Raw genomic sequence first — 18,725 nt, forward strand, 5'->3', positions numbered from 1 at the left:
CGCATGGGCGCGGCCAGACCACCCCTAAGTCGAATAACGAGAATATAAAAATGTATTTTGATCGATGGGGAAAGCCAGTTAAATTGGGTTCTTTGCTTCAGCAAAGCGTTTATGCCCTCGTTTTTTCTTGATTATGTCCAGATTCCCTTCCTGAGAGACCATGCCGAAGACGTGCGGGCTTTCTACCGGAAGGTCATAGGCCTGTGCGAGATAAACACGGATCACGACCACAAGATCAGGTTCTCCCTGGGCAATGCCAATATTGCGCTGACGCCGGTCGACAGCGTCGAGGACACGGTCAGGGCGGACTATCTGGCGATCAAGACCCAGTCTTTTGACGCCATCTTCGAGCGCCTGACCGCCGCGGGTTACTTTCCGGTCTGCGCCCGGCGCTCGGCCACGGAACGAGTCATGTACATCAAGGATCCCAGCGGCAACCAGCTGGCCCTGCTGGACGCCTGAGCCGCATGAATTTCCAGCAACTGAAAGCCCTGCGCGAAGCCGTACGCTGCAATTTCAACCTGACCGAGGTGTCTGAAAGCCTGCATACCTCGCAACCTGGCGTCAGCAGGCAGATACGCGAGCTGGAAGACGAACTCGGCGTGGAAATATTCGTGCGCTCGGGCAAGCGCCTGACCGGCCTGACGCCGCCAGGGGAAGCCATCCTGCCCCTGGCCGAAAAAATCCTCCAGTACGCCGACAACATCCGTTATGCGGGCGCCGAGTTCGTCGACAGCAAGAAGGGCGAGCTCACCATCGCGGCCACGCACTCGCAGGCGCGCTATGCCTTGCCGCAAGTCATCAAGGAATTCCGCAAGCAATACCCCTCTGTCAGCCTGAACCTGCACCAGGGCTCTCCCCGCCAGGTCGCCGATATGCTGCTGCAAGGCGAGGCCGACCTGGGCGTGGCGACCGAAGTGCTGGCCAATTGCGCCGGCCTGGTGAACCTGCCCTGCTACCGCTGGAGCCACGCCGTCATCGTTCCTGCGCATCACCCCCTGGCCGCGCAACAGGCGCCGCTGAGCCTGGAGGACCTGGCCAGGCACCCTATCATCACGTATGGCCAGGGCTATACCGGCCGTTCGCATATCGACGAAGCCTTCGCCCGCGCCGGCATCAAGCCCGACATCATCATGACCGCCATGGATGCGGACGTCATCAAGACCTATGTCGAACTGGAGATGGGGGTGGGCATAGTGGCGTCTATCGCCTGGGACGGCGAACGCGACACCCGCCTGCATGGCATCGACGCCCGCCATCTGTTCGAGGTGAATCTGACCAGGCTGGCCATGCGCAGGGGAGCCTGGCTGCGCGGCTATGCCTACCACCTGATCGAAATGTTCGTGCCGACCCTGACGCGGGATGTCGTCGAAGCCGCCATGGGGAGCCGGGACGAGGACTAGCGCCACCTGCCCGCGGCGCAAAACGCATATCGATAGAAGAAAATCTGCGTTGATGCGCCGCCGCCCACACCGTAGCCTCAAGCTTTATCGACTTGATGACTTGAAGACCACAATGAGCCCTTCCCTCGCAAGCCCAACCTCCGCCGCTGAATACCTGACGCCATCCGGCCTGCGCGCCGCCCTGCGCGACGGGCAGGAAATCGCCGTGCTGGACGTGCGGGAAGCCGGCCGCATCGCCCGGCGCGGCATTCTGTATGGCGTGCCCGCCCCGCTGTGGCGGCTGGAAATTCTCGTGGACCGTCTTGTGCCGCGCCGCGATACACGCATCGTGCTGATCGACGACGACGAATCCCTGGCGCAGCCCGCCGCGGCCAAGCTGACCCGCCTCGGATGGAGCAATATCGCCGTCCTGGCCGGCGGGATCGACGCCTGGCAGGCCGCCGGCCTGGAAATCTTCACCGGCACCAACATACCCGGCAAAGCCTTCGGCGAAGTCATCGAACATCAAAAACATACGCCGTGGATAGACGCGGACGAACTGCAGGCCCGCATCGAGCGCGGCGACAATCTGGTCGTCGTCGACAGCCGCACACCCGAGGAATTCCGGAATTTCAGCCTGCCTTTCGCCCATAGCCTGCCGGGCGCGGAATTGGTCTATCGCATCGGCAATATCGCTCCCGATCCGGAAACGCTGGTCGTGGTCAATTGCGCGGGGCGCACCCGCAGCATAGTCGGCGCCCAGACCCTGATCGATGCCGGTATCCCGAACCCCGTCGTATCGCTCAAGAACGGCACCATGGCATGGCTGTTGTCAGGCCGCGAATTGGCCTACGGGCGCCCCGCGGCGCTTGCCGAGCCCGGCGGGCCGGCGCTGCTGGCCGCCCGCGGGCAGGCCGGCCGCGTGGCGCGCAAAGCCGGCGTCCGCCATATCAGCGACGAGGAGCTGCGGCGATTCGAAGCGGAACAGGAACAGACCACGCTGTATCGATTCGATATCCGCAGCCGCGAGGAATACCTGGCCGGGCACCTGCCGGGCTGGCGCTGGGCGCCGGGCGGGCAACTGGTGCAAGCCACGGACGAATACCTGGCGACGCGCCGCGCCCGCGTCGTCCTGGCCGACTGGGATGGCGTGCGCGCGCTGACGACCGCAGCATGGCTGGCGCAATTGGGCGCTGTGGAGGTTTTCCTGTATCAGCCCAGCCAGCCGTCCGTGCTGGAGACCGGCGCCGAGCCCATACGCACGCATCGCTACCGCCCGCCGGCGCCGCAAATTTCCGCCCAGGCGGCGCTGGCGCTGGCCCGGACCGGAAAAGCCGTGCTGTTCGACATCGAATACCGCGCCGCCTATGAACGGCGGCATGCCCAGGGCGCGCGTTTCTCCACTCCGGAGCGCTTGCCCGAATTCCTGCCCGAAAATCGCGACACCACCATCGTGCTGTTCAGCGCGGATGGCGTGCTGGCGCAGGCCGTCGCCGCCGAACTGGGCTGGCAGACCGGCCGCGACGCCAGGGCGGCGACCGGCGGCACCCATGCCTGGGCGGCTGCGGGGCTGCCCACCGGCAGCGGCGCCGACGGCGTGCTGACGGGCGACGACGACCGCAATATCAGCCCCTACAACTACGCCGACCAGCAAGCGCGCGATCAGGGCTTCCTGGATTATCTGGACTGGGAACTGGGCCTGGTGGCGCAACTGGACCGCGAGGGAAGCCCGGATATAAGGCTGATAGCCTGATCGCACAGGCCGGGGTTTTTTCGGGTCATTCCGCGAGCGCCACGGCCCGGCGGTTCCGGATGCCGGGCAGGATGGCAACAATGACAAGCGCGAGGGCCAGCGCCAGCAATGCCAACGACAGCGAGCGGGTGAAAAACACGCTGAAATCGCCCCCCGACACCATCAGCGTCCGGCGGAAGCTGGCTTCCAGCATGGGGCCGAGCACAAAACCCAGCAACAACGGCACCGGCGACAGCGCCAGCTTGACCAGGCCATAGCCGAATACCCCGAACGCGGCCAGCAGATAGACGTCGAATATCGAGCCGCGCACCGAAAATGCGCCCACCGAGCAGAAAACCAGGATAGCCGGAAACAGAAAACGGTAGGGGACGCTCAACAGCTTGACCCAGACGCCCACCAGCGGCAGATTCAATACCAGCAGCATCAAGTTTCCGATCCACATCGAAGCGATCAGGCCCCAGAAGATCTCCGGATGGCTGGAGATGACTTGCGGACCGGGCTGGATATTGTGAATGACCATCGCTCCCAGCATCAGCGCCATCGTCGGACTGCCTGGAATGCCCAGGGTCAGCAAGGAGACGAAATTGGTCTGGGCCGCCGCGTTATTGGCCGACTCCGGTCCCGCCACGCCTTCTATCGCGCCGGAGCCCATTTCATGCGCATGCCGGGAAAATTTCTTCTCCAGGGTGTAAGCGGCGAACGAGGCGATGGTGACCCCCGCGCCGGGCAGCACGCCGAGCAGCGAGCCGATCGCGGTGCCCCGGGCGATGGCGGGCGCCATGCGCCGCAACTCGATGCGGCTGGGCCATAAGCCCGATACTTTCGCCAGCGCCACCGGGCTCTGCGAAGCTTTCCGTGTTTCAAGATTGGCGGCGATTTCGGCGATGCCGAACACCCCCATGGCCAGGGCCGTCATTTCTATCCCGTCCATCAAGTCCGCCGCCCCGGCGGCGAAGCGGACCGCTCCGGAATTGATGTCGGTGCCGACCAGGCTCAACAGCAGTCCGATCACCATGAGGCCCAGCGACTTGTCGATGGAGTCGGGCGACAGGGCGATGGAACCCACCAGGCCCAGCAGCATCAGGGAAAAATATTCCGCGGGGCCGAAGCGGAACGCGACCTCCGTCAGGGGTATGGCCAGCCCCGCCAGCAAGAGTATGCCCACGCTGCCCGCGACGAATGAGCCTATCGCCGCGGCAGCCAATGCGGCGCCCGCGCGGCCCTTGCGGGCCATGGCGTGCCCGTCGATCACCGTCACCGCCGATGAGGACTCGCCCGGCAGCTTCAACAGGATGGCTGTGGTGGAGCCGCCGTACTGGGCGCCATAATAGATGCTGGCCAGCATGATCAAAGCCGCCGTCGGCGGCAAGCCATAGGTGACGGGCAACAGCATTGCGATGGTAGGCACCGGCCCCAGGCCCGGCAGGATGCCGATCAGCGTGCCCACCAGGCAGCCGATCAGCGCATAGCTCAGGCTTTGCCAGGAAAGCGCCACCGAAAATCCCAGGGCCAGATTGTCGAGCCATTCCATAAAAATCCGATACGAAAATTAACCGGCGGCCCAGCTGGGCCATACCGGAAGGGGAAGATCGAGGCCGTACACAAACACGCCCAGATTCAGGGCGGCCAGCACTACCGCGTTGAGCAGCGCGCCGCGCCAGGTGAATTCGCGGCTGGCCAGGCTGGACAGCATCACCAGGAGCAGCAAGGCGAGCACCAGGCCCAGCGGCTTCAATGCCGCGCCGAACAGCGCGACCGAACCCACCGTCCACAAAAGCAGGCGCCAATCCCATGGCGCCAGCGCCGCCGCGCCCGCATTCGGACGCAGCGTCCGGAGGACTATCGTCGCCCCCAGCAGGACCAGCACGATGCCCAGCCAGAAAGGGAAATAGCCAGGCCCCATGTGATCCGGCGTACCCATCTCGTATTGGGCCGACGCGAAGGAAAACGCGGCGCCTGTCGCGATGTAGACCAGGCCGACCGCGAAATCCCTGGGACTGCGTATGCGTATCGCCATATCCCCGCCGTCAGAGAGTGATGCCGGCGTCCGCGGCGATTTTTTTATAAATCCCGATATCGCGGATTATGGTGTCATTGACTTCCTGCGGCGTGCTCGCGGCGATCTTGAAGCCCAGCCCTTCAAGCTGCGACGCAACCTTGTCCTGGCGCAGGACGGATACCGTATCGCGATGGATCTTGTCCACGATGGCTTGCGGCGTGCCGGCGGGCGCGACTATGCCCTGCCAGCTTTCGATCGCATAGCCATCCAGGCCCAGTTCCTGCAAGGTGGGCACTTCCGGCAATGCGTCGGAGCGGTAGGAGGTGGTCACGGCGAGCGCCACCAGCTTGCCCGCGCGCACATTCTGCGTCGCCGCAGCCAAAGTAATCAGGGTGGAATCGATATGGCCGCCGAGCACGTCCAGCATCGCGGGGCCTCCCCCCGGATAAGGAATGTTGTTGAGGCGGATGCCCACGCGCTGCCCCAGCAGTTCCACGGCCAGATGCTGCAGGCTGCCTAGACCACTGGGCAGGCCGAGCGTCACTTTGTTCGGCCTGCTTTTGGCGAGCGCGACAAACTCCTGGAAGGTCTTTATGCCTGAAGACGCGCCGACGGCCAGCAGCTGCGGGTTGACGACCGCTTTGGTGATGCCGGTGAAATCTTTCGTCGGGTCGTAGGATAGCAGCTTACCCTGCACCGCGCCCAGGGACAGGGAATCGCCGCCCAGCAACAAGGTGTAGCCGTCAGGAACTGAACGCGCCACGTGGCCGTTGCCTATCGCGCTGCTGGCGCCAGGCAGGTTCTCCACCACGACCGTGTGCCCCCACAGTTCGGACAAGCGCTGCGCCAGGGTGCGCGCCAGCTTGTCCGAACTGCCGCCGGCCGCGACCGGCACGACCAGCCGGACATTCCGGACGGGAAACGATGGCGGCGGATCGCCGGCGGCCGCCCTGGCGGCCAGGGCCGGCGCGAACAGTCCCGCCAGACCCGCCTGTAACAAGATACGCCGCTTCATCGTTGGCTCCATGAATCAATTTCCTGCCGGCTGGCCGCGGCCAGCGCCTGGTCCAGGTCCGCGATCAGGTCATCGGGATCTTCCAGCCCGATGTGCAGGCGCACCACCGGACGGGTGCCTTGCCAGTAGCTATGTTCGGCGAGCCGGCCGGGGGCCGCCGCAAGCACCAGGCTCTCGTAGCCGCCCCATGAAGCGCCGATGCCGAACAAGGTCAAGGCGTTGATGAAGGCGTCGGCCGCCGCGGCGCCGAAACGCGAAAACTCGATGGACAACAGTCCATTCGCGCCGCTGAAATCCCTGCGCCACAAGGCATGCCCGGGATCCTCGGGCAATGCCGGATGGAACACCTTGGCGACTTCCGCATGGGCCTGCAGATGCCGCGCCACGGCCAGGGCATTGCGCCCGTGCTGGGCCAGGCGCACAGGCAAAGAGCGCAGACCGCGCAAGGCGAGGTAGGCATCGTCCGCGCTGACGGCCAGCCCCAGCGTATCGTAAGCCAGCGCAAGGCTTTCCGCGCGGCTCGCATCGGCGACGACGATAGCCCCCATCATCAAGTCCGAGTGCCCGCCTATATACTTGGTGGCGGCATGCACGGACACATGCGCGCCCAGCTGCAGCGGATGATAGAGGTAGCCGGCGCCCCACGTATTGTCGGCCACTACGGTCAGGCCCAGGGCGCGGCCCGCCGCGGCCAGCGCCGGCAGGTCCAGCACCTCGAACAGCAGCGAGCTGGGCGACTCGAGATACAGCAGGCGGGTATTGGGACGCGCCAAGGTGGAGATATCGTCGCGGGCCGGCGAAAAATAGGTCAGCGTGATGTTCAGGCGTTCAAGCAGCCGGGCCTCGATCCGCCGCAGCGGCGAATAGACGCTGTCAGCCACCAGCGCATGTTCGCCGGGCGACAGCAGCGCCAGGAGTGTCGTGGCGATCGCGCTCAGGCCGGACGGGGTCAGGAATGTGCGATGCCCGCCTTCCAGCGTATTGAACGCCTGTTCCAGCGCGCGGTGCGTGTCGGTGCCGTGCCGGCCATAAGACGCGACCTCTTCGCCGTTGTCGCGCCGCTCATGCAGCTCGCGCTGGACCTGCGTAGATTGGTAGCGCACGGTGCTGGTGCGCACCACCGGCACATTCACGGGCGCGGTGCCCTGGAAGAAATCGGGTTTGCCGGCCTGCAGCAGGCGTGTGTCGTAATGATGGTTCATGGCTCGCCAGGCAGCGCTTGCGCGCCGCCAATAAAGGGATGGTGTTCAGGCGGTCGCCACAATAGAGGGCGAAAAATGGACCTTGTTGTAATGCACGATCTTTCCGGTATCCGGATCGATGCCGATGCGCCCGCTCAGCGTTTCCAGCGGCCTGCCATAAAGGTGGAAGTGCAGGATGGGCTGATCGCCCTGGACGTGTATGCTGTGAATGTCGTCGCCCAGGAACTGGATGGAGGTGCCCGGGGCGACGCTCACCTCCCGTTCCAGGGCCAGGCTGGCGTATTCCGGCTTGCTGCCGTCATCGACCCGCGCATATACGCGGTTGAGTTCGACGCCGCGCACCGCCACGATCACCGCCCATGTCGTATGGTTGTGCGGCACGGTATTCTTGCCGGGATTGAGGGAATTCAGATACAGCGTCGCGCCGTCGCCGGCCTGGCGATACAGCTCATAACGCGATGAAGCGTCGGCGCCGCCGCCAGCCGGCGCGGGAAAATCCGCGAACGAAAACAATTCCTCGCGATCGGCCAGCGCGGCAAGCGCCGTGGCGATCCGGGCCAGCGATGCCCGGGTAATCCCCTGCGCCGCTTGGATCCCCAGTATCTGGTCTATGGTTTCGGTAATGGCCAATTGGCGAGTGGCAGCAAGACTCATGGAATGCTCCTGATAAAAGATGAACCGCAACAAACGTTAGACGGCGAACAGCTTCAGACGCAGGGCCTGTTGCCGGTCGTAGGGATGGAGCGGGGCCGAGGCCTCGCCCTTGCCGGGATTGTTCAGCGCCCGCGCCAGGAACGCGCGCGTGCGGTCGCTGGCCGGCGAGCGGAACAGTTGGCGGGCCGGACCGTGCTCGACGATGCGCCCGGCCTCGGTGAAATACACTTCGTCGCTGATTTCCTCGGCGAACTGCATTTCATGAGTCACCAGCACGCAGGTCATGCCCTCGTCGACCAATTCGCGGATGACTGTGAGCACTTCGCCCACGGTTTCGGGATCCAGCGCCGAAGTGACCTCGTCGAACAGTATCAATTCCGGGTGCATGGCCAGGGCGCGGGCGATCGCAACCCGCTGCTGCTGGCCTCCCGAGAGTTCCCCGGGATAGGCGTGGATCTTGTCTTCCAGGCGCACGCGCTGCAGCAGCCGGCGCGCATCCGATTCCGCCCCGGCGCGATCGCGGCCCAATACGCGCAGCGGAGCGACCACCAGATTCTGCAGCACCGTCAAGTGCGGAAAGAGGTTGTATTGCTGGAAGACGAAACCGACCCGCTTGCGCAGTTCGATTCTTTCCGGCTCGGCGCGCAGCAGGTCCACGCGCGTGCCGCTGACGGTAATGGCGCCGCCCTGCGGAGTCAGCAAGCCGGTCAGGCAGCGCAGAATGGTGGACTTCCCGGAACCGGATGGACCGATGATGGAAACGGCCCTCCCCCGCCCGACGTCGAGGTCTATTCCCTTGAGGACCTCATTGCTGCCGAAGGACAGGTGGACATTGCGCAGGCTGACCTGTGGGATATCGGGCGCCCCTGCGACGGCGGAATCAAGCGTGGCCATAAGAGCGCTCCAGTATTTGCGTCAAGCGCGAAATGGGGTAGCAGTAAAGAAAGAACACCAGCAGCACCGTCAGGTAGATCAGCACCGTGAACTCGCTGCGGCTGACCGTATTGCTGGCCAGTTGGGCCATGTCCAGCAAGTCGTGCGTGCCCACCAGCGAGGCCAGCGCCGTTCCCATCGTGACGATGGCGTACAGGTTCATCCAGGGCGGCAGCATGCGCCGCAAGCACTGCGGCACGATGATCCAGCGCAGAATCTGGCCGCGCGTCATGGCCAGCGAGCGGGCCGCTTCCCATTGCGTGCTGGGGATGCCCGCCAGCGCGCCGCGGAAGATCTCCGCGACGTTGGCGCTGGCAGGCAGCGCCAGGCCCAGGGTCACTTTCAGCCAGTCCGGAAAAGGCACGGTCCACGGGCCCACGGCGATCTCGAAGGGGAAGACATAAGTGGCGAAATAGATCAGCACCAGCCATGGCGCGTTCCTGAAGAACTGCACGTACACATGGGCCGCCGCCCTCAGGCAGCGGGCAGTCGACACGCCGAGCGCGCCTATCATCAAACCGCCTATCGTACCCAGGGCGATGGCCAGGACGCTGATCGCGATATTCAGCCCGAACCCGCTGGCGAGCGCCGGCGCCCACAATAGCAGGGACCGGCGCGTTTCGATCGACAATGCCGACCAGCCCAGGGCCAGGAGCGCGGCCAGGCAGGCCCAGAAGACCAGGCGCCTGACGATGGCAGACCCCGGCGCCCGCGCGGGCAGCGCCAGGATGTTCTGGTCACTGGCCATAGCCGGGCATCCTCAAGCGCTCTTCCAGCCAGCGGCCCGTTTGATTGACGGCGAAAGTGAGCGCGCCGAAGAACAGCAGGATCAGGATCATGAGTTCGAGCACATTGTCGCGATTGGTCCAGATCATGATGGACGCGTAAGTGATGTCGCCCACCGCGACCGCGGAGGCGACCGCGGATCCTTTGACGAGGTCTATCAGGTTGTTGACCAGCGACGGCAGGGCGAAACGCAGCGCCAGCGGCAGCTCGACCCGCCACAATAAATCGTGCCGGCTGAAGCCCAGCGACCGCGCCGCATCCAGGGTCGCCGCCGGGACCGCCTCGATGCCCGCCCGCAGCGCCTCGGCGTGAAAGACTCCCTTGTGCACGGACAGCACGACCACCACCCACAGGAACGGGCTCAAGGGATTGTCGATGCCATATTCCTTCAATGCCTGGGTGACGAGCATATTGAAGACCAGAAAGGCGCAATACAGCTGCACCAGGGTGGGCGTGTTGCGCAGCACCTCCACCAAGGCCCGCGCCGGCGCCCGCAGCCAGCGGCCCCGGGTCAGCATGGCGGCCACCACCACGCCCACCAGCAGGCTGCCGGCCATGGACAGCACGGCGATCACTACCGTCGTCGCGGCGCCCTCGACAAAAATATTGCGGTCATAGGCATCGAGCAGAAAACTGTAGTCGAGGCCCAGACGCGCGCCCAGCGCCAGCGCGCCATTCAGGAACATATCTATCATGGAAGACTGTCTCTCCGGCGCTCAGGAGCCGTTCTTGAATTTTTCATGCAACTCCACCAAAGCGGGCGACGGCGGCAGGATATTGTTGCTTTTCTCGGTCTCGATCAGCCATCCCCTGCGATGCCAGCCCTGCACAATCTGGTCGATGGCCTTGACCGTGTCGTCCTCGCCTTTGCGCGCCCAGATGACCGAGGGAGACGGGATCAGTTCGTTCGGCAAGGCGCTGTAATCCTTCCACTCGGCGTTGTCGCGCAGCAGGGGATTGATCAGGATGCCGTCGTGGACGGCCGCCACGCAGTTATTGCCGCGCAGGGCCAGCAGCGACTCCGACGAGCCTTTGAACCCCTTGGGAATTGCGCCATACTCGGTGGCCAGCGGGCGCGCGTAATTGCTGCCCTGCGACAGGCACACTGGCTTGCCGCGCAAGTCTTCCCATTTGCTGATGCCGCTGTCCTTGCGGAACAGCGCGGTGCCGCCCACCCAGTAATAAGAGGTGGGGACATGGTTCAGGATTTCGCTGCGCTCTTTGGTCAGCTCCATGTTGGCGATCAGGATGTCGACTTTCCCGGTCTGCAGGAACTGTACCCGCGTGGAAGGCTGCACCTCCACGACTTCCAGCGCCACGCCCAGTTCCTTGGCGATCTGCGCCGCCAGATCCACGTTGAACCCCTGGTACTTGCGGGTCGCCGGATCCACTCTGCCGAAATGGCTGCCGTTGACGGTCACGCCGACGATCAGGGCGCCGCGCTCCTTGACCTTGTTCAGCGTGGCATCCGCAAGCGCGGGCAGGGACAGCAGCGCGGCCGCGCCGAATAAAGCCAGCCGGCCGAGATAATATTTAACAGGCATTTTCATGTCGAATCTTCCATACAGTGATGACGGAGGGCCTCTTGCGCCACGGCTCGCAAGGACAGGCCCGGGATTTTCTAGCGGGCGCGGGAATATTTGTCGTGAAGCTCGACCAGCGCCTGGGCCTTGGGCTCGATATGGTATTTGGCTTCAGTCGCGATCAAGAAACCATTGCGGTGCCACTCCTGGATCACCGCATCGACCGCCGCGATCGTGTCGCTGTCTTCCCTGCGCGCCGCGGCCACCCAGGCCGACGGATCGATCTGGGTGATGGGCGCGTGATAATCGCTCCAGGCGGGGTCCTTGCCGGAAAGCTGCGGACTCAGCGCCGAACTGGCGTGCACCGCGGCGACACACGTGCCTCCGCGCAGCGCCAGGACGGATTCGGCGATGGTCCGGTAGCCCTTGACCACAATTCCATAATCGACCGTCAAGGGCCTTGCGAATGAACTGCCCTGGGACATGCATACCGGCTTGCCGCGCAGGTCCTCGAGCTCATGAATGCCGCTGTCCTTGCGCGTCAAGGCAACGCCGCCGGTATGGTAGTAGGGCGTGGGGACCAGGCCCAGCAGCCTGCTGCGCTCTTCGGTCCACACCAGGCTGGACATCAGCAAATCGACTTTGCCCGACTGCAGGAATTGGATGCGGTTAGGCGTAGCCACCGGGACAATGTCCAGGTCCACGCCCAGCCTGCGGGCCAGGTCCCTGGCCAGGTCGACCTGATAGCCTATGGGTTCCTGCGTGGCGGGATCCAATGTGCCGAATGCTTCGCCCGTCAGGCCAATGCCCACGGCGATCTTGTGGCGCTGCTTGATGCGGTCCAGGGTGGGGTCCGCCAGCGCTGCGTGCATGAAAGACAGGCTTGCAATGCCGGCGGCCAGCATTGCGGCGGGGAGATTGCTTTTTTTCCAGGACATGGAGGAACAAGGCCGAAAGAGTGAATCGGACTACTCTACAGGCGGCCGCCGTTTTTTCTAAGGAAGAAAAACGCCTGTGCTTATGAGTTATTTTTTTCATATCCATAGCCGGAAATATTCGTTAAGAAAGCCATCCTGTTTGCGTAGGCTCACTGCTTTGATATTGAGAATGGAGCATCATGAGTGATCTCGCACGCCTGGCCACGCCCGTCGTCAGCGAAGTGGATTTCGACGCCGAGGGCAAGTTCCATGGCTTCTTGCGCATACCCCATTCAGTGCACCGCTCCGCATACGGCTGGCTGCCCTTCCCCGTCGCATCCATCAGGCGGGGCAGCGGACCTACCGTGGTGATCATGGCGGGCAACCACGGCGATGAATATGAAGGGCAGATCATCGTCTCGCGGCTCATGCGCGAAATCGAACCCGACATGCTGAACGGGCAATTGATACTGTTGCCCATGGCCAATTACCCGGCCGCCCTGGCCGGGCTGCGCACATCGCCGCTGGATGACGGCAATCTGAACCGCAGCTTTCCCGGCGACCCCTCCGGCGGGCCGACCAATGTCATCGCGCACTATATCGAGAACGCGCTGGCGCCCCGCAGCGATCTGATCGTCGATCTGCACTCGGGCGGCAGCTCCCTGCTTTATCACGGCTCCACGCTGATGACGGCGGAGCCCCGCGACGAAGCGGAAGCCCTGCGCATATTCCGCTGGATAAAGGCCTTCGGGCTGGATCGGGCCTGCCTGCGGGCCGCGCCCAATCCGGTAACCATAGGCGCGGCCGCGCGGCGCCAGGGCTCCGTGGCATTTCTGGCGGAACTGGGCGGAGCCGGCATGGTCACGCCGGCCGTGCTGCAATCCGCCTGGCAAAGCGTGAACAGCCTGCTGGCGGAAGTGGGCGTGCTCCGCGCCGGCCCGCTGGCCGGGTCGGGCGGGCCGCCCGCGCTCACACGGCTGATGCGTATCGATGGCGATTCGCATCATGTCTATGCGCTCGGCGACGGCATCTTCGAACCGCTGGTGGAGCTGGGAGCGTCAGTGGCCGCGGGACAGGCGGCCGCCCTGCTCCACGACCCCGAAAACCCGCAGCGCGAGCCGGCCGCCTATTATTTCGCGGGCGCGGGGCAGGTCATCTGCAAACGTGTGCCGGCGCGGGCGCGGCGCGGGGACTGCCTTTTCCAGCTCGCCCACGCCCGCCCCGGACCGCAGCTCGATTGATCCCTCATCCGGGCCCGCTCCCCGGCCTCTTCCAACACTCTCCATCCAAAGGAATCCACCATGAGCATTCAAGCCATCAACGTACGCAACCAGTTCCGCGGCGTCATCAAGGAAATCGTCGAGGGCCCCGTCGTATCGGAAGTCGATGTGGAAACGGCGGGCGGCATCATCACTTCCGTTATCACCACCAGATCGGTCAAAGAGCTGGGATTGGCCCCCGGGCGCGAAGTCGTGGCCCTGATCAAGTCCACTGAAGTCTCGATCGCGACGCTGCAAGGACCGGGCAATGACAGGCGCGATTGATGCAGCCGTTCTTGCGGCCTGGCTGGCCGACGGCAAGGAAATTGCCTTGCTGGACGTGCGCGAGCATGGCCAGTATGGCGAAGGCCATCCCTTCTTTGCCGTCAATGCCCCCTATAGCCGCCTGGAACTCGACATAGCGGCCCGCGTGCCGCGCCTGAATACACGCATCGTCCTGCTGGACGACAATGACGGCCTGGCCATGCGCGCGCAACGACGCCTGCGGGATTCGGGCTACACCAATGCCGCTGTGCTCGAGAATGGCGCGCCGGGCTGGCGGGCGGCGGGCCACACGCTTTTCCAGGGGGTCAACCTGCCGTCGAAGACATTCGGCGAGTTCATCGAGCAAAGCAGCCACACGCCGTCCATCTCGGCGCAGGAATTTTTCCGCCGCCGCGGCGCCGGCGAGCCCTTCGTCCTGGTCGACGGGCGCACCCTCGAAGAGCACGGCAGAATGACCATACCCGGCGCCACGCCCGTGCCCAATGGCGAGCTGGCCGCGCGCATCGATGCCTTGCTGCCCGACGCCGGCACGACTATTGTCGTGCACTGCGCCGGCCGCACGCGCAGCATCATCGGCGCCCAAACCCTGATCGAACTCGGCGTGCCTAATCCCGTGCTCGCCCTGGAGGACGGAACCCAGGGCTGGCGCCTGGCCGGATTCGATCTCGAACACGGCAGCCGGCGGACACTGCCCGCGCTCACCCGGGGCGACGGCCGGGAGCTTGCCGCCAGGCGCGTCGAAGGCCTGGCCGCGCGCTGGCGGGTCGCTACGCTAGGCGCATCGCAGGCCCAGCAATGGCTGGACGAGCAAGACCGCAACACCTATGTATTCGACATCCGGACGCATGAAGAATACGCGGCGGGCAGCCTGGCCGGCGCCATTCATGTTCCCGGCGGCCAACTGATACAGGCTGCGGATCTGCATGTCTGGGTGCGCAACAGCCGTATATTGCTCCTGGATGACGGCGATGGCCGCGCCGTGGTCATCGCGCATTGGCTCAAGCGCCTGGGATTCGAAGCCGCCGCCGTGCAGGAGGGGCTGCGGGCCGGCCTCGCCATTACACGAGCGGCCGGCCCGCAATTGCCCGGCCTGCAGGAATTGCAGCTCCATGATTTGCGGCGCCGCCTTGAAGCGCAGCCCGCGCTGCTGGATCTGCGCCCCAGCCAGGAATTTCGCCGCGGCCATGATCCCAGCGCGGCATGGGCCATACGGCCGCGCCTGGACCGCGCGCTCACGCCCGACGCGCGGTCCGTCGTCCTGATTGCCGACGATGCCGGCGCCGCCCGGGCAGCCGCCATCGACCTGCGCGAGAATGCCATTCCAGAACTGGCATGGACGCGCTGGTCGACCTGGCGGCAGCTCGGGCGGCCCGAGGTATCGTCCTCTTCGGAACCCGCCGACGCCGAAGCGATCGATTTCCTGTTTTTCACCCATGACAGGCATGAGGGCAACCTGGAGGCTGCGCGGCGCTACCTGGAATGGGAAACAGGCTTGCTGGACCAATGCTCCGCGGGCGAACTGGCGGCATTCGAAGCCGCTTCCGGGCCTGCCGCCCGCCGCTGAATCCGGGGCATTGCGCACAGCCCAGCTGTGCGTTTTCGAGTTCTCGAAATAGCCAGGGGCAAGGCTGCCCCTGGCTATTTATCGCCCGCCAGATACACATCCGCGAGATTCGATTCCACGCCATCCGCGGTCAGGGAGTGGTCGCGCACACGCTTGTTCGCGATGGTGATGAATTCCGGCTGGTAGAGGTTCAGATCGGGAATCTCGTTTGCCACGATCTGCTGGAATTCCTTGAACAAGGCAATGCGTTTGTCCGCGTCATTCTCGACCGCCGCATCTTCGAGCAACTGATCCACCTTCGGATTTGCATAGTGCGTGCCGTTAGAGAAGGGAACGCCTTTAATGAAATTCTTCGACCAGTACAAACGCTGCACGCCCACCGTCGGGTCGAACAGATTGCTCGCTCCGTTCGTCGTGAACGCGAAATCCCTATCGGTATAGATGCGCTTGATGAAAGCAGCCGCGTCCTGCGATCGCACGCTTACATTGATGCCGATTCGCCGCAGCGCCGAGCGCAGGTAGTCGGCAAGACGCGGGCCATCCTGTCCGATGGGATTGAAATCGAGCACCACGGCGAACCGCGTCCCCTGCCCATTGCGCGGGTAGCCCGCTTCGTCCAATAGCTCATTGGCTTTTTTGACATCGTACGGATACGGCGTGGGCGCCGGATCGTGATAGGAAGCCAGCCCGGGCGCAATGGGAGAATAGCTGACACTGCCATAGCCGTAGTTGACGGTTTTGACTATCACGTTGCGATCGATGGCGTGCGCTACGGCCTGGCGCACTTTGGCATTTTTGAAGTATTGATTGTCCAGATTGAATTCAAGGCGGGTGACGTTGTACGAATAGCTGTTGCCCTTGGTCTCGAATGCCAGCGTGGGCACGTCCTGCAATCGTTTCAGGTCGGACAGCGGCACCGGCGTGCGATAGCCCAGATCGACCGCGCCGCTTTCGAACGCAATGGCAGCGCCTGCAGGGTCGCTTATGAACCGCACGATCAAGCGGTCGATGTAGGGTTTGGGCTGGTCCCAGTATTGCGCGTTGCGCTCGTAAACAATGTGACTGCCCCGCACCCACTCCTTGAACTTGAATGGCCCGGTGCCGATGGGCGCATTGCCATTCGGGTTGCCCAGCGCGTCGGTGCCCTCATATATGTGCTTGGGCACGATAGGCGTTTCAGTGGCCACGAATGCCTTGATCAAGTAAGGGGCTGGCTTGGAAAGCCGCAAGATCACCGTATACGGGTCAGGCGTTTCAACCGCGGTTACGTTGGCGAAAGTGCTTCGGCCGCGCGGGTGTACCGTCTTGGCCAGGCCTATCGAAAAAGCGACGTCTTCGGCTGTGAACGCTTTGCCGTCGTGCCACTTGACCCCCTGGCGCAGCTTGAATGTATACGTTTTTCCATCCGGTGCCACTTCCCATGCCGTTGCCAACTGTGGCTGGGGGCTGAGATCGTAGCCGTATTTGAGCAAGCCTTCGGTTACCTTGGCGCTAACGCTCAACGACGGCGTCGCGGTGTTGGCGACCGACACCAGCGTAGTCGGTTCGCCCGTCAGCAAAAGCGTCAGCGTCCCTCCTTGCGGGGGTGTCGACGCCATCGCCGCCGATACGGCAAGGAATAGGCCCGCGCCTATTGCCCGGCCCATCATTTTATGAAAATGGATGAAAGAAATCATACGGAGGCACTCTCCAGGTCATTGGTTGGAACATCGGATGAATCTTCGGCGCCGGCGGCCCCGTAGCTTGCAGCGCCCGCCGCGCTGACCAGCCCTTTATTCCGGTCGCTGGCCAGGCGCAGCGGGTCCCGCAGGGCCGGGCTGCCGAGGCCTCCCCCGCCGGGCGTCTGGACGATCAGGTAGTCCCCGGCGGGGACTACCTGGCGGCCTTTGCCTTTCAGAACCGCGCCCGAGCCCAGAAGCAAGTTCCCGGGCGCTCCGGGACCACCCCCCAGGGCGCCGCGCGCGGGAAAGCGGATACGGTCGAACGCGGCGGCCACGATCATTGCGGCCGAAGGGTCGGCGTGCCGGACTTCGATGGTCTGGCCCAGCCCGCCGCGCAGCTCGCCGATGCCGCCAGAATCCGTACGGAATTCCTTGCGCAGAAAAAGCAGGGGGCTGAGGGTTTCGAGAACCTCCAGGGAAACATTGCGCACCCCGCTCGGGCAGGAAGTGGTGGAAAGCCCATCCTTGCGGGGGCGGGCTCCCGTGCCGCCAGTCGAAAAGCTCGTGACATTGAATCGCGGCCCCCGCAGCAGATCCCGGTTGGGACCGTCGGCGATGGGTGTCCCGCCAACTAAATGAATATTCCACAAGGAAGACGACCCTTCCGCCGGCACGCGGTCAGGCCGCGCCTGGCGCAGCGCCCCGAACATGACGTCCGGCAGCATTTGCCCGATAACGTGGCGCGCCGTCACTGGCGACGGATGCAAGGCATGCACGATGCTGCCCTCCGGAGCCCGGATACTGATGGGGTCCAGCGAGCCTGCGTTGTTGGGAATATCCTGGCCTATCAGGCAGCGGATACCGAATGATGTGTAAGCGTCGGTATAAGCCTTGGGCACATTGATGCCGCGCGCCACCGAAGGCGAGGTGCCTGCGAAATCGACATCTATGCCCTCCGCCCCGATGCTTACCGATGCCCGCAATTCAATGGGTTCGTCGTATCCGTCTATCACCATGCTGCTAGAGTATGTGCCGTGGCGCCACTCTTTCAGAGCCTGCACCATCGCGGCCGCAGAGCGTTCGATAATGAAACCGCCCAGGTCCTCCAGCGAGGCCAGGCTGAATTCATCAAGCATGGTGAGCAAACGTCGGCCGCCGACTTCGTTGCAGGCCACCAGGGCGAAAAGATCGCCTTCCACCTGTTCCGGCTCGCGCACGTTCGCCCGCACGATGGCCAGCACCCCGGCATCGACCTCGCCTTGGCGGATGAAGCGCAGGATCGGCAGGAACAGCCCCTCGTGATAGATTTCCAGCCCATCCGAACTGGACCCTATGCCGCCCACATCGACGACATGCAGCGTCGATGCAAACAGCGCGAGGACGCGGCCCTGCACCACAACCGGCGTGACCATCGTCATATCGAACAGATGGCCTGTCGCCTTCCATGGATCGTTGGTCAGGTAGACATCGCCGCCCTTCATGCCGCTGGCCGGGAAGGCGTCAAGAAAATGCTTGACCGACTCGGCCATCGAATTGACATGGCCCGGAGTGCCGGTAACCGCCTGGGCTATCATCCTGCCATCCGGCAGGAAAATGCCGGCGGACAAATCGCCCGCCTCGCGGGTCGACGTGCCGAATGCCGTTCGCATCAATACTTGCGCCTGCTCCTCTACCACCGAGAGCAGGCGGGTCCACATGACCTGCTTGCGCAGGAATTCGTGACTCGAAACAAGTGGATTGCTCATGACAGTTCCTGAAAAAAATAATAGCTATGGAGTGAAAGAGACCATTG

Annotated in this window: 18 protein-coding genes; 6 read left to right on the forward strand and 12 right to left on the reverse strand. The window is 63.9% G+C overall.

What is annotated here, in order from left to right; genetic code table 11:
- Window positions 1–111 precede the first annotated feature (111 nt).
- From BUB23_RS02680 to BUB23_RS02690, 3 genes are all read left to right on the forward strand, one after another.
- The gene (locus BUB23_RS02680) at window positions 112–462 is read left to right on the forward strand and encodes a VOC family protein (RefSeq protein ID WP_073101500.1); all 351 of its coding nucleotides are present in this window, start codon (window positions 112–114) and stop codon (window positions 460–462) included.
- Window positions 463–467: 5 nt separating this feature from the next.
- Window positions 468–1,403 carry a CysB family HTH-type transcriptional regulator gene (locus BUB23_RS02685; protein ID WP_073101501.1) on the forward strand — a complete coding sequence of 312 codons (936 nt, stop codon included), beginning with the start codon at window positions 468–470 and terminating at the stop codon, window positions 1,401–1,403.
- A 112-nt stretch (window positions 1,404–1,515) separates the two neighbouring features.
- Complete coding sequence (locus tag BUB23_RS02690; protein WP_073101502.1) at window positions 1,516–3,135, forward strand: rhodanese-like domain-containing protein; 1,620 nt, start codon at window positions 1,516–1,518, stop codon at window positions 3,133–3,135.
- A gap of 25 nt (window positions 3,136–3,160) precedes the next feature.
- On the opposite strand, the gene BUB23_RS02695 is transcribed toward BUB23_RS02690, so the two are convergent.
- The 10 genes from BUB23_RS02695 to BUB23_RS02740 form a co-directional block, all read right to left on the reverse strand.
- On the reverse strand, window positions 3,161–4,666 hold the full coding sequence (locus BUB23_RS02695; RefSeq protein WP_073101503.1) for a tripartite tricarboxylate transporter permease: 1,506 nt from the start codon (window positions 4,664–4,666) through the stop codon (window positions 3,161–3,163).
- Window positions 4,667–4,684: 18 nt separating this feature from the next.
- Window positions 4,685–5,146: a tripartite tricarboxylate transporter TctB family protein gene (locus BUB23_RS02700; protein ID WP_073101656.1), complete on the reverse strand. Its 462-nt coding sequence runs from the start codon at window positions 5,144–5,146 to the stop codon at window positions 4,685–4,687.
- A 16-nt stretch (window positions 5,147–5,162) separates the two neighbouring features.
- Complete coding sequence (locus tag BUB23_RS02705; protein ID WP_073101504.1) at window positions 5,163–6,149, reverse strand: Bug family tripartite tricarboxylate transporter substrate binding protein; 987 nt, start codon at window positions 6,147–6,149, stop codon at window positions 5,163–5,165.
- Window positions 6,146–7,351, reverse strand: a complete 1,206-nt coding sequence (metC, locus tag BUB23_RS02710; protein ID WP_073101505.1) for a cystathionine beta-lyase — start codon at window positions 7,349–7,351, stop codon at window positions 6,146–6,148. The genes BUB23_RS02705 and metC overlap by 4 nt, the downstream gene beginning before the upstream one ends.
- Window positions 7,352–7,396: 45 nt before the next feature.
- Complete coding sequence (locus BUB23_RS02715; RefSeq protein ID WP_073101506.1) at window positions 7,397–8,005, reverse strand: cysteine dioxygenase family protein; 609 nt, start codon at window positions 8,003–8,005, stop codon at window positions 7,397–7,399.
- A 36-nt stretch (window positions 8,006–8,041) separates the two neighbouring features.
- Complete coding sequence (locus BUB23_RS02720; RefSeq protein ID WP_073101507.1) at window positions 8,042–8,899, reverse strand: amino acid ABC transporter ATP-binding protein; 858 nt, start codon at window positions 8,897–8,899, stop codon at window positions 8,042–8,044.
- Entirely contained in the window at window positions 8,886–9,686 is an 801-nt protein-coding gene (locus BUB23_RS02725) for an amino acid ABC transporter permease (RefSeq protein ID WP_073101508.1), read from the reverse strand. Before BUB23_RS02725 ends, BUB23_RS02720 begins: the two co-directional genes overlap by 14 nt.
- A complete protein-coding gene (locus BUB23_RS02730; RefSeq protein WP_073101509.1) occupies window positions 9,676–10,419 on the reverse strand; it encodes an amino acid ABC transporter permease in 744 nt (247 codons plus the stop codon). Before BUB23_RS02730 ends, BUB23_RS02725 begins: the two co-directional genes overlap by 11 nt.
- A gap of 21 nt (window positions 10,420–10,440) precedes the next feature.
- Window positions 10,441–11,268, reverse strand: a complete 828-nt coding sequence (locus tag BUB23_RS02735; protein ID WP_084135675.1) for a transporter substrate-binding domain-containing protein — start codon at window positions 11,266–11,268, stop codon at window positions 10,441–10,443.
- A gap of 77 nt (window positions 11,269–11,345) precedes the next feature.
- Window positions 11,346–12,185, reverse strand: a complete 840-nt coding sequence (locus BUB23_RS02740; protein ID WP_073101511.1) for a transporter substrate-binding domain-containing protein — start codon at window positions 12,183–12,185, stop codon at window positions 11,346–11,348.
- A 179-nt stretch (window positions 12,186–12,364) separates the two neighbouring features.
- Between BUB23_RS02740 and BUB23_RS02745 the strand changes: the two genes are divergently transcribed.
- The 3 genes from BUB23_RS02745 to BUB23_RS02755 are packed head-to-tail and all read left to right on the forward strand — an operon-like array spanning window position 12,365 to window position 15,272.
- Complete coding sequence (locus BUB23_RS02745; RefSeq protein ID WP_073101512.1) at window positions 12,365–13,405, forward strand: succinylglutamate desuccinylase/aspartoacylase family protein; 1,041 nt, start codon at window positions 12,365–12,367, stop codon at window positions 13,403–13,405.
- 60 nt (window positions 13,406–13,465) lie between these two features.
- Window positions 13,466–13,708 carry a TOBE domain-containing protein gene (locus BUB23_RS02750; protein WP_073101513.1) on the forward strand — a complete coding sequence of 81 codons (243 nt, stop codon included), beginning with the start codon at window positions 13,466–13,468 and terminating at the stop codon, window positions 13,706–13,708.
- Window positions 13,692–15,272, forward strand: a complete 1,581-nt coding sequence (locus tag BUB23_RS02755) for a rhodanese-like domain-containing protein (RefSeq protein WP_073101514.1) — start codon at window positions 13,692–13,694, stop codon at window positions 15,270–15,272. The genes BUB23_RS02750 and BUB23_RS02755 overlap by 17 nt, the downstream gene beginning before the upstream one ends.
- A 74-nt stretch (window positions 15,273–15,346) precedes the next feature.
- Here the strand turns inward: BUB23_RS02755 and BUB23_RS02760 are convergent, their stop codons facing one another.
- Both BUB23_RS02760 and BUB23_RS02765 read right to left on the reverse strand, forming a co-directional pair.
- On the reverse strand, window positions 15,347–16,948 hold the full coding sequence (locus BUB23_RS02760; protein ID WP_084135649.1) for an ABC transporter substrate-binding protein: 1,602 nt from the start codon (window positions 16,946–16,948) through the stop codon (window positions 15,347–15,349).
- Window positions 16,945–18,678, reverse strand: coding sequence for a hydantoinase B/oxoprolinase family protein (locus BUB23_RS02765; RefSeq protein ID WP_073101515.1), 1,734 nt, complete (start codon window positions 18,676–18,678; stop codon window positions 16,945–16,947). The genes BUB23_RS02760 and BUB23_RS02765 overlap by 4 nt, the downstream gene beginning before the upstream one ends.
- Between the last annotated feature and the right edge of the window lie 47 nt (window positions 18,679–18,725).

Origin of the sequence: Pollutimonas bauzanensis, from assembly GCF_900129885.1 — a bacterium.
In the GTDB taxonomy this organism is placed as follows: Bacteria; Pseudomonadota; Gammaproteobacteria; order Burkholderiales; family Burkholderiaceae_B; genus Pollutimonas; species Pollutimonas bauzanensis.

Coding starts and splice junctions, on each gene's coding strand:
- metC (WP_073101505.1), bottom strand. CDS start 7,351: ATGAACCATCATTACGACACACGCCTGCTGCAGGCCGGCAAACCCGAT.
- BUB23_RS02735 (WP_084135675.1), bottom strand. CDS start 11,268: ATGCCTGTTAAATATTATCTCGGCCGGCTGGCTTTATTCGGCGCGGCC.
- BUB23_RS02685 (WP_073101501.1), top strand. CDS start 468: ATGAATTTCCAGCAACTGAAAGCCCTGCGCGAAGCCGTACGCTGCAAT.
- BUB23_RS02695 (WP_073101503.1), bottom strand. CDS start 4,666: ATGGAATGGCTCGACAATCTGGCCCTGGGATTTTCGGTGGCGCTTTCC.
- BUB23_RS02745 (WP_073101512.1), top strand. CDS start 12,365: ATGAGTGATCTCGCACGCCTGGCCACGCCCGTCGTCAGCGAAGTGGAT.
- BUB23_RS02760 (WP_084135649.1), bottom strand. CDS start 16,948: ATGATTTCTTTCATCCATTTTCATAAAATGATGGGCCGGGCAATAGGC.
- BUB23_RS02690 (WP_073101502.1), top strand. CDS start 1,516: ATGAGCCCTTCCCTCGCAAGCCCAACCTCCGCCGCTGAATACCTGACG.
- BUB23_RS02725 (WP_073101508.1), bottom strand. CDS start 9,686: ATGGCCAGTGACCAGAACATCCTGGCGCTGCCCGCGCGGGCGCCGGGG.
- BUB23_RS02755 (WP_073101514.1), top strand. CDS start 13,692: ATGACAGGCGCGATTGATGCAGCCGTTCTTGCGGCCTGGCTGGCCGAC.
- BUB23_RS02765 (WP_073101515.1), bottom strand. CDS start 18,678: ATGAGCAATCCACTTGTTTCGAGTCACGAATTCCTGCGCAAGCAGGTC.
- BUB23_RS02730 (WP_073101509.1), bottom strand. CDS start 10,419: ATGATAGATATGTTCCTGAATGGCGCGCTGGCGCTGGGCGCGCGTCTG.
- BUB23_RS02705 (WP_073101504.1), bottom strand. CDS start 6,149: ATGAAGCGGCGTATCTTGTTACAGGCGGGTCTGGCGGGACTGTTCGCG.
- BUB23_RS02740 (WP_073101511.1), bottom strand. CDS start 12,185: ATGTCCTGGAAAAAAAGCAATCTCCCCGCCGCAATGCTGGCCGCCGGC.
- BUB23_RS02680 (WP_073101500.1), top strand. CDS start 112: ATGCCCTCGTTTTTTCTTGATTATGTCCAGATTCCCTTCCTGAGAGAC.
- BUB23_RS02750 (WP_073101513.1), top strand. CDS start 13,466: ATGAGCATTCAAGCCATCAACGTACGCAACCAGTTCCGCGGCGTCATC.
- BUB23_RS02720 (WP_073101507.1), bottom strand. CDS start 8,899: ATGGCCACGCTTGATTCCGCCGTCGCAGGGGCGCCCGATATCCCACAG.
- BUB23_RS02715 (WP_073101506.1), bottom strand. CDS start 8,005: ATGAGTCTTGCTGCCACTCGCCAATTGGCCATTACCGAAACCATAGAC.